The sequence below is a fragment of the Pseudomonas sp. I8001 genome (genome assembly GCF_013385345.1).
Lineage (GTDB): Bacteria > Pseudomonadota > Gammaproteobacteria > Pseudomonadales > Pseudomonadaceae > Aquipseudomonas.
Map to the genome: position 1 here is coordinate 78,699 of NZ_JACAQC010000017.1, position 16,125 is coordinate 94,823.

11 protein-coding genes are annotated in these 16,125 nt (G+C 62.2%); 8 read left to right on the top strand and 3 right to left on the bottom strand.

Annotation, left to right across the window (positions count from 1 at the left end):
- Positions 1–60: 60 nt before the first annotated feature.
- Positions 61–591, bottom strand: coding sequence for a sigma-70 family RNA polymerase sigma factor (locus tag HX839_RS15060; protein ID WP_371315631.1), 531 nt, complete (start codon positions 589–591; stop codon positions 61–63).
- Positions 592–812: 221 nt separating this feature from the next.
- Between HX839_RS15060 and HX839_RS15065 the strand changes: the two genes are divergently transcribed.
- From HX839_RS15065 to HX839_RS15075, 3 genes are read left to right on the top strand one after another with little or no spacing between them, the layout of a single operon-like run.
- The gene (locus HX839_RS15065; RefSeq protein WP_177009566.1) at positions 813–1,985 is read left to right on the top strand and encodes an efflux RND transporter periplasmic adaptor subunit; all 1,173 of its coding nucleotides are present in this window, start codon (positions 813–815) and stop codon (positions 1,983–1,985) included.
- Complete coding sequence (locus HX839_RS15070; RefSeq protein ID WP_177041538.1) at positions 1,986–3,956, top strand: MacB family efflux pump subunit; 1,971 nt, start codon at positions 1,986–1,988, stop codon at positions 3,954–3,956.
- Positions 3,957–3,963: 7 nt separating this feature from the next.
- A complete protein-coding gene (locus HX839_RS15075; protein ID WP_177067257.1) occupies positions 3,964–5,373 on the top strand; it encodes an efflux transporter outer membrane subunit in 1,410 nt (469 codons plus the stop codon).
- 44 nt (positions 5,374–5,417) lie between these two features.
- Here the strand turns inward: HX839_RS15075 and HX839_RS15080 are convergent, their stop codons facing one another.
- A complete protein-coding gene (locus HX839_RS15080) occupies positions 5,418–7,049 on the bottom strand; it encodes a PvdJ/PvdD/PvdP-like protein (RefSeq protein ID WP_177009568.1) in 1,632 nt (543 codons plus the stop codon).
- Between the two features lie 151 nt (positions 7,050–7,200).
- On the opposite strand from HX839_RS15080, the gene pvdM reads away from it, so the two are divergent.
- The 5 genes from pvdM to HX839_RS15105 all read left to right on the top strand — a co-directional run bounded on the left by pvdM (position 7,201) and on the right by HX839_RS15105 (position 15,066).
- Positions 7,201–8,550 (top strand): pyoverdine-tailoring dipeptidase-like protein PvdM, encoded by a 1,350-nt coding sequence (gene pvdM / locus HX839_RS15085; RefSeq protein ID WP_177067258.1) that lies wholly within the window; start codon positions 7,201–7,203, stop codon positions 8,548–8,550.
- A 27-nt stretch (positions 8,551–8,577) separates the two neighbouring features.
- Positions 8,578–9,855 carry an aminotransferase class V-fold PLP-dependent enzyme gene (locus tag HX839_RS15090; protein ID WP_177067259.1) on the top strand — a complete coding sequence of 426 codons (1,278 nt, stop codon included), beginning with the start codon at positions 8,578–8,580 and terminating at the stop codon, positions 9,853–9,855.
- A gap of 31 nt (positions 9,856–9,886) precedes the next feature.
- Positions 9,887–10,777, top strand: a complete 891-nt coding sequence (locus tag HX839_RS15095; RefSeq protein ID WP_177067260.1) for a formylglycine-generating enzyme family protein — start codon at positions 9,887–9,889, stop codon at positions 10,775–10,777.
- 119 nt (positions 10,778–10,896) lie between these two features.
- A complete protein-coding gene (locus HX839_RS15100) occupies positions 10,897–12,546 on the top strand; it encodes a cyclic peptide export ABC transporter (RefSeq protein WP_177009572.1) in 1,650 nt (549 codons plus the stop codon).
- A 108-nt stretch (positions 12,547–12,654) separates the two neighbouring features.
- Positions 12,655–15,066, top strand: coding sequence for a TonB-dependent siderophore receptor (locus HX839_RS15105; RefSeq protein WP_177067261.1), 2,412 nt, complete (start codon positions 12,655–12,657; stop codon positions 15,064–15,066).
- An 80-nt stretch (positions 15,067–15,146) separates the two neighbouring features.
- Here the strand turns inward: HX839_RS15105 and HX839_RS15110 are convergent, their stop codons facing one another.
- Positions 15,147–16,103, bottom strand: a complete 957-nt coding sequence (locus HX839_RS15110; protein WP_177021078.1) for an alpha/beta hydrolase — start codon at positions 16,101–16,103, stop codon at positions 15,147–15,149.
- Positions 16,104–16,125: the final 22 nt, after the last annotated feature.

The window sequence follows — 16,125 nt, forward strand, 5'->3', positions numbered from 1 at the left end:
AACAGGTCGTGTGTTGATAGGAGACGAGGACAATGAAATAAAATTTAGCTAACGCTGGAATCAGTGCGCATCCCACTCACGCATGCGCGCCCGGCAATGCTTCATGGCATTGACGATGTGTTTTTCCACCAGCGCGCGGGAAATACCCAGGCGCTCGGCGATTTGCAGGTGGGACAGGCCGTCGAGCTTGCGCAACAGGAAACTGTCACGGCAGAGCGCCGGCAGCTCGGCCAACGCGCGCTCAAGCATTTCCAGGCGCTGGCCGTGGTCCAGGCAGTGATGGGGCGAAGACAGCGAAAAACGCTCCTCGCTGTCGAGTACTTCCAGGGGTTCATCCTGGCGCAGGGCGTTGCGCCGATGACCGTCGATCACCAGGTTCAGCGCCGTGCGATAGAGAAACGCCCGGGGCTGCTCGATCGGGACCTCACTGGCACGCCCCAGCACCCGCACATAAGCGTCATGCACCACATCTTCGGCCACCTGACGGTTGCCCAGCTTGGCGTTGAGGAAACACACCAGCTCGCGATAGTAGTTTTCCAACATGACTCCCGACCGCCTGGAGGCGGCATTAGGTCCTTTGAATACGAAGATAACGGCCGATTCGGTGACGCAGCCCGATGATGGCAGTTTGAGGTACGTGTAATTTATAGTAATTCTCATCTAGTTTTAAACAAGACTTGCGTCGCCGGCCAATTATTTTGCCTGACACACCTGTAACGGCATATGTAACGGCCTAAATCCCCGGGCAATTTCCTCGTCTACCTGTCAGCTTCCCGCTCCTGCGGGCCGATCTTTCCTGGCTGGAACTGTGCATGAAACGTCCTCGACCTGCCCGACGCGCCCTGCTTGTGGTCGCGTGCCTCATCCCCATCATCGCTTTAGCAGCCTGGCAGGTCCTGCCGCCGGGCCGGGACAAGCTGGCGACCGTCACTGTGACGCGGGGCGATATCGAAAGCAGCGTCACGGCCCTGGGTACCCTGCAACCCCGGCGCTACGTCGACGTGGGCGCCCAGGCGTCCGGACAGATTCAGAAGATTCACGTCGAGGCCGGTGCCCAGGTCAAGGAAGGCCAATTGCTGGTAGAGATCGACCCCTCCACGCAAAAAGCCAAGCTCGATGCTAGCCGCTACGCTATCGAGAACCTGCAGGCCCAGTTGCAGGAGCAACGGGCCCAGCACGAACTGGCCCGCCAGAAGTACCAGCGCCAGCAACGCCTGGAAGCCGGTAACGCCACCCGGGAAGAAGACGTGCAAACTGCCAGGGCCGAACTGAGCGCCACCCAGGCGCGGGTCGAGATGTTCCTGGCGCAGATTCGCCAGGCCAGGGCCAGCCTGCGCAGTGACGAGGCAGAGTTGGGCTACACGCGCATTTATGCGCCAATGAGCGGCACCGTGGTCGCGGTGGACGCCCGGGAAGGCCAGACCCTCAACGCCCAGCAGCAAACCCCGCTGATCCTGCGGATCGCCAAGCTTTCGCCGATGACCGTATGGGCCGAAGTCTCGGAAGCCGACATCGGCCATGTCAAACCCGGCATGACGGCCTACTTCACCACCCTGAGCGGCGGCAGCCGACGCTGGACCAGCACCGTGCGGCAGATTTTGCCGATCCCGCCCAAGCCGCTCAACGAAACCAGCCAGGGCGGTGGCAGCCCGAGCAGCGCCAGCAAAAGCGGCACCGGGCGAGTGGTGCTTTACACGGTGCTGCTGGACGTCGACAACACCGATAACGCCTTGATGGCGGAAATGACCGCCCAGGTATTCTTCGTCGCCGGCCAGGCCAGGGACACCCTGACCGCGCCGGTCGCCGCCCTGCAAGGCAGCCTCGGCGGCGACAAACAGATCGCCCGCGTGGTGGCGAAAAACGGCAGCATCGAGCAACGCGAAATCCGCCTGGGCCTCAGCGACCGCCTGCGAGTCCAGGTGCTGGAAGGCCTGAACGAAGGCGATCACCTGCTGATCGGCCCGGCCGATGGCAGCGGAGGTTGAATGTCGACCCCACTGATCGAACTCAAGGGCATCCGCAAGTCCTACGGCGGCGGCGATACGCCGCAGGTTGATGTGCTGCGCGGCATCGACCTGGCGATCCATGCCGGGGAATTCGTGGCGATTGTCGGCGCCTCCGGCTCCGGCAAATCCACGCTGATGAATATCCTCGGCTGCCTCGACCGCCCCACCGAGGGCGACTACCTGTTCGCCGGAGAGAACGTCGCCCGGCTCGACAGCGACGAACTCGCCTGGCTGCGCCGCGAGGCCTTCGGTTTCGTGTTCCAGGGCTATCACTTGATCCCATCCGGCTCGGCCCAGGAAAACGTCGAGATGCCGGCGATCTATGCCGGCATCAGCGCCGCCGAACGCCATGCCCGCGCCAAGGCCCTGCTCACGCGCCTGGGCCTGGCCGAGCGCACCGGCAACCGCCCGCACCAGCTTTCCGGCGGCCAGCAACAGCGGGTGTCGATTGCCCGGGCGTTGATGAACGGCGGGCATATCATCCTCGCCGACGAACCCACCGGCGCCCTCGACAGCCACAGCGGCGCCGAGGTCATGACCCTGCTGGACGAACTGGCCAGCCAGGGCCACGTGGTCATCCTGATCACCCACGACCGCGAAGTCGCGGCGCGGGCCAATCGCATCATCGAGATCCGCGACGGGCTGATCATCAGCGACTCTGCCGAGACCAGCGAGACGCCCCCCGTGGCCATCTCCGGCGCGTTGCAAGCCGTGGACCTGCGCCAGCGCCTGGCCGATGGCGCCGAGCACAACGGCGCCTGGAAAGCCGAGCTGCTGGATGCCGTGCAAGCCGCGTGGCGGGTGATGTGGATCAACCGTTTTCGCACGGCGCTGACGCTGCTGGGGATCATCATCGGCGTGGCGTCGGTGGTGGTGATGCTGGCGGTGGGCGAAGGCAGCAAGCGCCAGGTGATGGCGCAGATGGGCGCTTTCGGCTCCAATATCCTCTACGTCAGCGGGTCGGCGCCCAACCCGCGCACACCACCCGGCGTGATCACCCTCAACGACGTGGCCGCCCTGGCGGCCCTGCCTCAGGTCAAGCGCATCATGCCGGTGAACGGCGCAGAGGCCGGCGTTCGCTTTGGCAACGTCGACCATATGGCGTATGTCGGGGGCAATGACACCAATTTCCCGGCCATTTTCAACTGGCCAGTGGTCGAGGGGAGTTACTTCACCGAGGCCGACGAGCGCGCCGGAGCCACGGTGGCAGTGATCGGCAAACGGGTACGCGACAAGCTGTTCAAGGATGTGACCGACCCGATCGGGCAATACATCCTGATCGAAAACGTTCCATTCCAGGTGGTCGGTGTGCTCGCCGAAAAAGGCGCCAGCTCCGGCGACAAAGACAGCGACGACCGTATCGCCATCCCCTACTCTGCCGCCAGCGTGCGTCTGTTCGGCAGCTATAACCCCGAATACGTAGTGATTGCCGCCGCCGACGCGCGCAACGTGCACGACGCCGAACAGGCTATCAATCAGTTGTTGCTGCGCCTGCACAACGGCAAGCACGACTTTGAACTGACCAACAATGCCGCGATGATCCAGGCCGAGGCACGCACCCAGAACACCTTGTCACTGATGCTCGGCTCGATTGCCGCGATTTCGCTGCTGGTGGGAGGTATCGGGGTGATGAATATCATGCTGATGACCGTACGTGAACGCACCCGGGAAATCGGCATTCGCATGGCCACCGGGGCGCGGCAGCGGGACATCCTGCGCCAGTTCCTCACTGAAGCGGTGATGCTCTCTGTGGTCGGCGGCGTCACCGGCATCGGCCTGGCCCTGCTGGTGGGTGGCGTACTCATCCTCAGCAACGTGGCCGTCGCGTTCTCGATTCCGGCCGCCGTGGGGGCCTTCTTCTGCGCCCTGGTCACCGGCGTTATCTTCGGTTTCATGCCGGCCCGCAAAGCCGCTCGACTTGACCCGGTCAAGGCCCTTACCAGTGAATGATCGCCCTATGAAAGTGTCCCTGACCCTCCTCGCCGCCAGCCTGCTGCTGGCCGCCTGCAGCAGCCCCGCACCGCGTCCGGGCGCAGGCATGCAAACACCGCCCGCCTGGCACAGCGCAAGCGACGCAACGGCGCTGCGGGCCAACCAGCAATGGTGGACAAGTTTCGACAGCCCCCAGCTCAACCAACTGATCGAACAGGCCCGCAGCGGCAGTTACGACCTGGCCAGCGCCATGGCCCGGGTGCGCCAGGCCCAGGCCAGCGCAGTGATAGCCGGCGCACCGTTGCTGCCTGAACTCACCGGCGCGTTCAATGCAAACCGCCAGAAGCTGCTGCGGGGCAAGGGCTACAGCCAGCTGGACGCTACCAGCAGCAACAAGGCCGTGGATTACTTCGATGCGCGCCTGAGCGCCACTTACGAAATTGATTTCTGGGGTGGCAAGCGCGCCGCCCGGGACAGCGCCGTGGAAGAGGTGCGCGCCAGCGAATTCGACCAGGCCACCGTGGAACTGACCCTGCTCAGCGGTGTTGCGACCAGCTATACCCAGTGGCTGTCATTGCGTGAGCAACTGCGCATCGCCCAACTCAACCTGGACAACGCCCAAAACGTGTTGAAGCTGGTGCAGACTCGCCACGATGCAGGCTCCGCCACCGCCCTGGAACTGGCCCAGCAAAAAAGCCTCGTGGCCGCACAACAACGCCAACTGCCGCTGGCACAGCAACAGGCCGACGAGGCCTTGATCAGCCTCGCGGCACTGCTGGGCACACCGGTGCAGGACCTGCACCTGGCCCCGCAACCCTTCGCCCAATTGAACTGGCCGGGCATCGCCGCCGGTGTTCCCAGCCAACTGCTCAGCCGCCGTCCCGACATCGCCAGTGCCGAGGCCCGGCTGGCAGCAGCCCAGGCAGACGTCACCGTCGCCCGGGCAGCCATGTTGCCCACCCTCACCCTCAGTGCCGACCTTGGCTCGGGTGCCAACAAGCTCGCCGACGTAGTGCGCAGCCCGTTCTACAACCTCACTTCCGGCCTGGTCGCACCGATCTTCAACAATGGCCGCCTGAGCGCCGAGCGGGACAAGGCCCGGGCGCGCCAGGATGAGCTGCTGCAGACGTACCGGGGAGCGATCATCAATGGCTTTGCCGATGTGGAAAAAGCCCTGAGCAGCATTCGCGGGCTGGATGCGCAGCGTCAGTGGCAAACCGAGGAGCTGAGTGAGGCGCAGACTGCCTTCGAGATTGCCCAGAGTCGCTATGAAGCCGGGGCGGAGGACTTGCTGACGGTGCTGGAGACGCAGCGTACGTTATACGCGGCGCAGGATTTGAATGTGCAATTGCGCCGATCACGGCTGAACGCAAGCATTGCGCTGTATAAGGCGCTGGGGGGCGGCTGGCAGGTGCCAGCAAGCACGATCAACTGAATGAAAGCCGGGCTTGCCCGGCTCCCACCGTTGAGCGGCGCCCTTTAGAGCACCCGCTCCTTGACCTTCAAATGCCGCGCATACCAGGGACGCTTCGGCACCTTGCGAAACAGCTCGGCCAGCTTGTCCTCATCCGCCCCGAAGGTAATCCGCAGCGCCAGCTTCATGGTTTCCGGGTCCATCTCCATCGACTTGCCCATCTGCAAACCCGGCACAGTACTGCAACCGTGGGTGTCCGGCCCCAACCATGGGTCATCCACCTCCACCCAACGCCCCGGCGCAAACCACGGCACGCCGTTGACCTCCAGCCGGCTCACTTCACCCGGATGAAAACGCTCATGGGCCCGAAACCAATCCTCGACCCGATCATCAATCCACCCATGAAAGTGCCAGAACACCGGGTTCACATGGGATGAAAACGGATCACCGAGAAAGTCGTTCTGCGCCGTGTACCAGCGCGCAGCGAAGTCCGCAGGGTCACGGGCAAACGGTACGGGCGCACCGTTGGACGGGTCCCGCGGCACCGACGCCCAGCGCATGTGCAACCAGTCATGCAGGCCAAGCTCGACTTCTGAACCGAACTGCCCCAGCGTCAACTTGGCCAGGTAGCGCGGGTCGCGGTACTGCGACTCCCAGACTTCGAAGTTGCTGTGGTAGGTCTCGGCCGCCTTGATATCGCTGACCCACTGGGTGTATTCGGCATCGTCACTGGCCATCCAGGTCGGCGGCAGTGCGAAGCCGTCCTGGTTGTCGAAGTACCGGATAAACCCCTGCCGGTCACGCTCAAGTGCAGGCTGCGGCTGGGGAAAGTACGGCCATGAAGGCAAGTCCTGCATGGACCGTGCAGTGCCCAGCATGTGCCGGTGCATGAAAAAGAAATCGATACCCGAGCCATTGCGGTCCTTGTGCGGGCCGCGGGCGTCGCGCTCCTTGTCCCGTGGCCCGGGTTGCCAGCCAATCCCGCGCAGGGCGTTGCGCTTCTCTTCGGAGAGTTTGTGCCACTGATCACGGGAGGCGTGCCAGAGCTGGTGAAACAGGCGATGTTCGGGAGCAATCAACCAGGCCAGCAACGTCGGATGCAGGCCGATACGCTCCCGGGCCTCGGGAAACAGCTGCTTGGTGGCGACAAAATGGTTGTCCAGCTCAAGCAACGCCAATGGCCGATCCAGGCGCAGGATTTGCCCGCTGAGGGTTCCACCACCGGCATTCCCGAACTCGCCCCACACTTCATCAAGGATCATGATGAGTTCATGGGTCGGCGCGGCGTCCGGCGCATCACGGTCGATCAACCGCACGTACAGTCGAGCGCCATTGCCAGGCGCCAGGTCACCGATCACCCGGTAGCGTGGTTCTTCGTCCGAGCGCAGTTGTTCGGCGGTGTCCAGATAGCCCCGCAGGCCACGACCACGTGGAGCGACGTCGAGCAGCAGCTCCAGCCCGCTGAGCGGCAAGCCCGCAAGCCCGGCATCCCGCCCCTTGAACCGCAGGCTCCAGACACCCCTCAGGCTGTTCGCCAACTGCTGGCCAGCGGTGTCCGCAAGGTCGACCGTGGCCTCCCCCGGCGTGATCGGAGACTCTTCTTCACGCGTCAACTCACGATGGGCGTAATAGGCCGCGGGCACCACGGCGCCGGTCAGCGCCAAGCCTGCGATGAACCCTCGTCGAGAAATCGTCATTGCTTTACCTGTGTCAGCCATCAAGCAGGCTTTATCCAAGCTAGAACGTTCCCGGCAGGGGGAAATTTACCGTCAGTGGCCACCGCCTAAATTTGTGCAGCCATCACTCGTTCTTCCCTGATAGCAAAGGCCTCAACTGACTGAGATGGCAATGACAAAACCACGTTCGAAAAAGGCGCTGTACCTGGGCCTGCCGCTGGTCCTGGCCATTGGCGCAGGTGCGGGCTTCCTGGTCTGGGATCACTGGTTCAAGGGCAACGCCGGCTACCCGCTGGAGGTCATCAAGCAAGCCGATGAGTTGCAGGACCGCTTGCTGTCGTTCGACAGTCACATCACCGTGATGCTCGACTTCGGCGCCACCGGCAACGAGGCGGACAAGGACGGTGCCGGCCAGTTCGACCTGGCCAAGGCCAGCCGTGGCCGACTGTCCGGTGCTGCACTGACGATTTTCGGCTGGCCGGAAATGTGGAACGGTCCGAATGCCCCGCACAAGCCCACCGAAGGTTTTGTCGAAGAAGCCCGTCACCAACAGGAAGTCCGCTACAAGATCATCACCGGCATGGTCCGCGATTTTCCCAATCAGGTGGGCATTGCCTATACGCCGGATGACTTCCGGCGCCTGCACGGCGAAGGCAAGTTTGCGGTGTTTATCAGCATGCTCAACGCCTACCCGCTGGGCAACGACCTGAACCAACTGGACCTGTGGACCGCACGCGGCATGCGTATGTTCGGCTTCAGCTACATTGGCAATAACGCCTGGGCCGATTCGTCACGCCCACTGCCGTTTTTCAATGATTCGCCCGATGCCCTCGACGGTCTCTCGGACATTGGCAAACAAGCGGTACAGCGCCTCAATGACCTGGGGGTGATCATCGATGTTTCGCAAATGTCGACCAAGGCCCTGGAGCAAGTCGCCCAACTGAGTCGCACGCCGATGGTTGCCTCGCACTCGGCACCGCGCGCCTCGGTGGACATCCCGCGCAACCTCAGCGACAAGGAAATGCAACTGATCAAAAACAGCGGCGGCGTGGTCCAGGTCGTCGGTTTCTCGGCTTACCTGCGCCCGCTCAGCCAGCCCACCCAAGACAAGCTCAACGCCCTGCGGGCACGCTTTGATCTACCCTCGCTACCCAACCTGGCCATGGCCCTGATGCCAGGCGATCCGATCATCTCGGCCTGGTCCGAGCAAAAATTCGGCCAGTACGCCAGCGCGCTGTACGCGATTCTCGACGAGGAACCCAAGGCCACGCTCAAGGACCTGGGCGACGCCATCGACTACACCGTGCGAAAGATCGGCATCGATCACGTCGGCATCGCTTCAGACTTCAACGAAGGCGGCGGCGTCCAGGGCTGGGAGAACGTCGGCGAGGTGCGCAATGTCACCGCCGAACTGATCCAGCGCGGCTACTCCGAAGCCGATATCGCCAAACTGTGGGGCGGTAACTTCCTGCGGGTCTGGGACCAGGTACAAAAAGCTGCCAAGCCCTTGGCCAATCGCTGAACCACCCCCAATGAATGAAGTGAATTCATGACCGACCGCCGTACGTTTCTCAAGCAGGCCGGGCTTCTCGCCGCGAGCCTGCCGCTGGGCACCGCCATCATTCCCCAGGCCCTGGCAGGCAATGCGGCGCCACCCGGCGACTCATGGGCAGGCTTTCGCCAGTTGTTCACCCAGGACCCGGACTACCTGCATTTTTCCAACTTCCTGGTGACCTCGCACCCCAAGCCGGTGCGCGATGCGATTGACCGCTACCGCGCGCAGATCGACCGCAACCCGGGCCTGGCCATGGATTGGGACCTGCAGGAAACCTGGAAGCGTGAAGGCCAGGTGCGCGAATGGGCCGGCCGCTACCTGAACGCGAAACCTGGCCAGATCGCACTGACCGGCAGCACATCCGAAGGCCTGGCGATGATCTATGGCGGAATCCAGGTGCGCCCTGACCAGGAGATCCTCACCACCGTCCACGAACATTACGCCACCGAATACAGCCTCGATTTCAGGGTGCGCAAACAAGGCACCCAGGTGCGCAAGATCAAGCTGTTCGAGGACGCCGACCGCGTGTCGGTCGACGAGGTGCTCGGTTCGATCAAGCGCAATATCCGCCCCAACACCCGTGTACTTGGCATGACGTGGGTGCAGTCCGGCAGCGGCGTCAAATTGCCGATTGGCGAGATCGGCAAACTGGTGGATGAACACAACCGCAACCGTGACGACAAGGATCGCATCCTCTACGTGGTCGACGGTGTGCACGGTTTCGGCGTGGAAAACCTCGACTTCCCCGACATGCATTGTGATTTCTTTATTGCCGGCACCCACAAATGGATGTTCGGCCCCCGCGGTACCGGGCTGATCTGCGCCCGTTCCGAGCAAAACACCTACGTGACGCCGATGGTGCCGACGTTCTCCCAGGACAATAACTTCGCGACCACCATGACCCCCGGCGGCTATCACGCCTTCGAACATCGCTGGGCGCTAGACGAGGCCTTCAAGCTGCACTTGCAACTGGGCAAGGCACAGGTGCAGGCGCGCATTCACCAACTCAACGACGAACTCAAAGGCCAGTTGCTGGCCCACCCGCAAATCGAACTGGTGACGCCGCGCAGCCCCGCGCTGTCGGCAGGCTTTACGTTCTTCCGGGTCAAGGGCCAGGACAGCGGCGAGGTTGCGGCGCACATGATGAAGAACCGCGTGGTGATCGATGCCGTGGAGCGCGACGTGGGCCCCGTGGTACGCACCTCTCCCGGCCTGCTCAACACATCAACCGAGATCCAGCGCTTCATGACCTTGCTCAGCCAACGGTTTTGACGCCCCTTTTTCCTTTTGATCGAGATGCCCCATGAACAGTGACACTCCCGCTCCGTCCCGCCTCAAACCCCTGGCCGCCCTGGCCCTGACGATGCTGTGCGGCGCCTTGCTGCCAGGCCTCGCCCAGGCAGCCGCCGCGCCACAGCCGGGCAAGGTGTTCAAGGACTGCAAGGACTGCCCCGAAATGGTCGTGCTGCCCGCCGGCACCTTCACCATGGGCACGCCGGAAGATGAAGTCGGCCGCGAGCCCGACGAAGGCCCGATGCACGATGTCACCTTTGCCAAACCCTTTGCCATGAGCCGCTTCCAGGTCACCGCCGGTGAGTGGGACAGCTACGTGCGCCAGACCGGGGTCAAGATCGCCAACGGCGATGACCGCCCGGGCCGCGAATGCATCGCCAGCAAGCCGCGCTACCCCCAGGGCCCGCGCCAGCCTGCGGTGTGCATGGACTTTGACGACGTGAAGAACTACGTCGCCTGGCTGTCGAAAAAAACCGGCCACACCTACCAGATGGTCAGCGAAGCCCAACGCGAATACGCTGCCCGCGCCGGCTCCACCGGGCCATTCCCGTTCCCGTTTGATGCGGGCAAGGGCTACAGCATCGCCGAGCACGCCAACACGTACGGCCCGGCAGATGGTTATAGCTATTCGTCGCCGGTGGGCAGTTACCCACCCAACGCCTTTGGCATGTACGACATGCACGGCAACGTCTACGAGTGGCTGGCCGACTGCGAACACACCAACTATGTCGGGGCGCCGACCGATGGCAGCGCCTGGGTGGAACCGGGCTGTGAGTCCCGCCAGATTCGTGGCAATGACTGGGGCGAAGCACCGGTGTTTTCCCGCTCGGGCAACCGCAACAACATCTACCCGCAAACCCGCGGCGACTGGATCGGATTTCGGGTTGTGCGCGATCTCTGAGGCCTGCCGCAACCTCCCGCTCCAGCGAGGTCGCCGTCAATCGGCGACCGTCTAAATTAAGCGCGTGACCAGACGTTCTAAAGGGTATCTGCCTATTCCACCCAAGGAACCGTCCCCTCATGACCCAGCCAACGCGCGGCGCCATTCATGAATTGTTTACCCTGCTCAAACCCTTCAGGTTAATCGTCGCCCTTTCCATCCTGCTGGGCATGATCGGCGGCTTGAGCGTGACGGTATTGCTGGCGACCATCAACAATGCCCTGCACGCCGACAGCAGCCCCACCGGCAGTGTGGTGGCCCTGTTTGCCGGCCTGTGCCTGCTGGCCCTGCTCAGCTCGATTTTTTCCGACATCGGCACCAACTTCGTCGGCCAGAACATCATCGCCACGTTGCGCAAGACCCTGGGGGAGAAGGTTCTCGCCGCGCCCATCGATCAGATCGAGCGCTATCGCAGCCACCGACTGATCCCGGTACTGACCCACGACGTCGACACCATCAGCGACTTCGCCTTCGCCTTTGCGCCCCTGGCCATTTCGATGACCGTAACGCTGGGCTGCCTGGGCTATCTGGCGCTGCTGTCATGGCCGATGTTCCTGTTGATGCTGGTGGCCATCGCCATCGGTACCGGCGCCCAGTTCATCGCGCAGTCCAGCGGGGTCAAGGGCTTCGAGGCTGCGCGGGAAGCCGAGGACGATTTGCAACGTCATTACAACGCGATTGCCGATGGCGCCAAGGAACTGCGCATCCATCGCCCACGCCGCCACCGCATGTTTGTGCACGGGATCCAGGCGACCGCCGACTTTATCTGCAAGACGCAGATCCGCTCGATCAACACATTCGTGATCGCCAAGACCTTCGGTTCCATGTTGTTTTTCATCGTGATCGGCTTGGCGCTGGTGCTGCAAACCGTGTGGCCCAGCCATGACAAGGCAGTAATGAGCGGCTTCGTACTGGTGTTGCTGTACATGAAAGGCCCACTGGAACATCTGGTAGGCACGTTGCCGATTGTCAGCCGCGCGAAGATCGCCTTTCGCCGCATCTCGGAACTGTCGGATCAGTTCTCCTCGCCCGAGCCGCACCTGTTGCTCAGTGATACCGAACAGCAAAAGCGCAGTATCCAAAGCATCGAACTGCGGGATGTGTCGTATGCATTCCCTCCGGTTGAAGGCGCGGACCCTTTCCGCCTTGGCCCGGTCAACCTGCAGATCAAGCAAGGCGACATCGTGTTTATCGTGGGTGAAAACGGCTGCGGCAAAACCACACTGATCAAGCTGCTGCTGGGCCTGTATGCTCCGCAACAAGGTGACGTCAGCCTCAATGGGCAAGCGGTAACCGCCCAGGGCCGCGATGAGTATCGCCAGTTGTTCACCACCATTTTTGCCGATTACTACTTGTTCGATGACGTCGTCCAGGGTGACAGCCACTTGCCACAAGACGCGCAAAAATACCTGCAACGCCTGGAAATCGCCCACAAGGTCAGCGTGCGTGACGGCAAGTTCACCACCACCGACCTGTCGACCGGCCAGCGCAAGCGACTGGCCCTGGTCAACGCCTGGCTGGAGGAGCGTCCAGTACTGGTGTTCGACGAATGGGCCGCCGACCAGGACCCGACCTTCCGACGGATTTTCTACACCGAGTTGCTGCCGGACCTGAAGCGCCTGGGCAAGACCATCATCGTCATCTCCCACGACGACCGCTACTTCGATGTCGCCGATCAACTGGTACGGCTGGAAGCTGGAAAAGTCGCAATCGAACAGGTTCCGGCCTGATACCTGAAATTAACCGGAAGATTTTTTCCGGTTCTGGTGTGTTGCTGCGTCTCACTTTCATTAATAACAATCATTACCATTAGCATCGCCACCATAAGAGCCCAGCCAATGCCCGCGCCGACAACGTTGACACCCCTTTCAAAAGCCATCTGGATGCGCCACCTGCTCAAGCCCCGACTGGCACCCAGCCTGCTCGGGCTGATGGCTGCGCTACCGCTGGCGTGCCAGGTCCAAGCCCAGGAAATCAGCTTCCAGATTCCCGCCCAGTCCTTGACCAGCGCACTTCAAGCCTTTGGCCAACAAAGCAAATTGCAGGTGCTATATTCGCCTGACCAGCTCAAGGGCCTGAAAAGCATCGCCGTGCGCGGCTCCATGGAGCCCACCGTGGCGCTGCAGAAGCTGCTGGGGAGCAGTGGCGTGGCGTACGGCATTTCCGGCAACACCGTCACTATCACCGGCCGCAGCGAAGGCGGCGCCCTGGAGCTGGGGGCCACCAGCGTTACCGGCCAACAATTGGGCGAGACCACCGAAGGCACCGGCTCCTACACCACCGGTTCCATGAGCACCGCGACCAAACTGGCGACCTCCATGCGCGAGACGCCGCAGTCGGTCACGGTGATCACCCGCCAGCGCATGGATGACCAGAACATGCAGTCCCTGGAGGATATTTCGACTTATACCCCAGGCCTGACCATGCGCAAGACCGGCGGTGAACGCCCGGAGTTCTACTCCCGCGGCTCCGCCATCGACAACATCATGATTGACGGCCTGCCCGTCGCGTATGACAGCGACACCCTCGGCACCTCGACACTGGCGATGTTCGACCGGGTGGAAGTGGTACGCGGTGCATCGGGCCTGATGATCGGTGCCGGCAACCCTTCCGGCACCCTCAACCTGATCCGCAAGCGCCCCACCGTCGAGCCGCAAGTGTCTGTCACCGTGGGTGCCGGCTCGTGGGACAACTACCGCACCGAAATCGATGCCAGCAGCGCCCTCAATTCCAGCGGTACGATCAGGGGCCGCGTGGTCGGTGCCTTCCAGGACAAAGACAGCTTTACCGATGGCTACAGCAGCAAGCGCCAGTTGTTGTACGGCATCACCGAGTTTGACCTGAGCGAAGCCACTACCCTGACCCTCGGCGCGTATTACAACCGTGAGGACAACCCGGGTGCCGACTGGTCGGGCATTCCGACCCGTGCCGATGGCACGTTCCTGCCGATATCCCGTTCGACGCGCATGAGCCCGAACTGGACCTACTGGAACAAGAAAAACACCAGCGCATTTGCCGAAATTGAGCACCGCTTCGACAACGACTGGAAACTGCGCCTGAATACCACGTGGCTGCGAGGCGACCTGGACATGCTGGGCACCAGTTTCTATCGACTGGACCCCAGTGCAGACCAGCTGAACCTGAACGTGGGCCGCTACACCTACCAGCACACGCAAAAAAGCGTCGACGGCTACGTTTCCGGCCCCTTCACCCTGTTTGGTGCGACCCACGAACTGGTGCTCGGTGGCAGTTATCGCAATGATAAAACCGACGATGGGCCCGGCGGTGGTTTCCTCAACGACCCGAACATCGTCCTCGACCCATCAAACTTCGACTATCACGGCATAGAGAAACCGGCCATCAACTACAACTGGTCGCGCAAGGGCAAGGTCGATCAATACAGCACCTACGCCACCGTGCGCTTCCATCTGCGCGACGACCTGAAACTGATCCTCGGTTCACGCCTGGACTGGTACGAATACGAACAGAACACTATTTCCGGCGCTTACGCATTCGGCGCCGACTACAAGGCGACTCGGGAGTACACCCCTTATGCCGGCCTGATCTACGACATCAACGATACCTACTCGGTGTACACCAGCTGGACCAGAATCTTCCAGCCGCAAGCCAACGTGGACTTCCAGGGCAGCCTGCTGCCGCCAGTCACCGGTACCAACCGCGAAGTCGGGATCAAGGGCGAGTACTTTGACGGCGCGTTGAACGCCAGCCTGGCCTACTTCCAGTTGAACCAGGAAAACCTCGCCCAAGGGCTTGATGCCTGTGCACCGGGTGTTGCTTCCTGCTCCGTGGCCTCCGGCGAAGTTGAAACCAAAGGCGTCGACCTTGAACTGCAAGGCATGCTTGCCCGCGGCTGGCAGGCTTCGGCCGGCTACACCTATGCCGGTGCCAAAAACGTCAAGGGCGGCAGCGGTCGCTTCGACAGTGACACGCCCTACAACCTGCTCAAGCTGTCCACCACTTATCAATTGCCGGGCGATCTCGAAAAATGGTCGATCGGCGGTTCATTCCGTAGCCAGAGCAGCACATACACAACCTACGGCGTGTCTCAGGGCGGCTACAGTATCGTCGACCTGATGACCGGCTATAACGTGAACAAAAACCTCAAGGTGCAAGCGAACCTGAACAACGTGTTCGACAAGCACTACTACCAGAGCATCAGTAACCCGGCCGGCGCAAACATCTTCGGCGACCCGCGTAACGTGGCCGTGACCATGAAGTGGAGCATGTAAAACACGTCCCCTGAAACAACAACACCCTGCCACGGCAGGGTGTTGTCAACGCAGCAAGGCAGCAACCGGGACGCAAGGTCTCAGCGACTGGCCAACCACCGGCCCACCTCAAGGTAAATCCCCTCAACCTCCGCCACCAGGCCCTGCATGCGCAGGAAGTCGTGGGTCAGCCCCGGCTGGATGACTGCGGTCACCGGTGTGCCGCTCGCCTCAAGACGCGCAATCCACTCACGCCCCTCATCCAGCAACGGATCAAATTCGGCCAGCATCACGCAGGCCGGCGCCAGTGCGGGCAACGTCGTACTCTGCAGCGGCGAAGCGCGCCAGTCATGGCGGTTACCGGCAGCGCCCATGTAGTGCTGGTAGAACCACTCCAGTGTCCTGGTTTCCAGCAGGTAACCCTCTGCATAAGCGCGGTGGGAATCGCGCAGCCGCGTGATATCGGTGACCGGATAAAACAGCAATTGCGCCGCAGGCCGCAAGGCCAGCCGCTGGGGGTCCTGCACGGCGGTCATGGCGACAATCATCGCCAGCGTGGCGCCGACACTGTCACCGCTGACGACCACTTGGCCGGCATCGAGTTGCAACTGAGGTGCCTGTTCGACCAACCAGTTGGCTGCCGCCAGTGCATCATCCACCGCCGCCGGGAACGGCGCCTCGGGCGCCAGGCGGTAGGCCGGGGCCAGCACCGCATAGTCACTGGTACCTGCCAGGCGTCGGCACACCGAATCGTGTGAATCCAGGCTACCGACCACATAGCCGCCGCCGTGGAAGTACAAAATCACCGGCTGCGCTGCGTGGCCGCGTCCAGGCTTGCGATACAGGCGGGCCGGCAGCGGATTGCCGTCGGCGCCGGTAAAGGTCAACGGCTGCACTTCAATAGCGTCAGGTGGGCTGGGATCGAGGATCAGCGAGGTATTTTCGAATTCGCTACGGGCCTGCGCCACGGATAATTCATGCAGGGGTTGGCTTTTTCCGCTCCAACGGCCCATTTCCACAAGCTCCAGAAACGCAGCCAGGTCGGGGTGCAAGGGCATCATGTTTTCCTTGGAAAGTAGT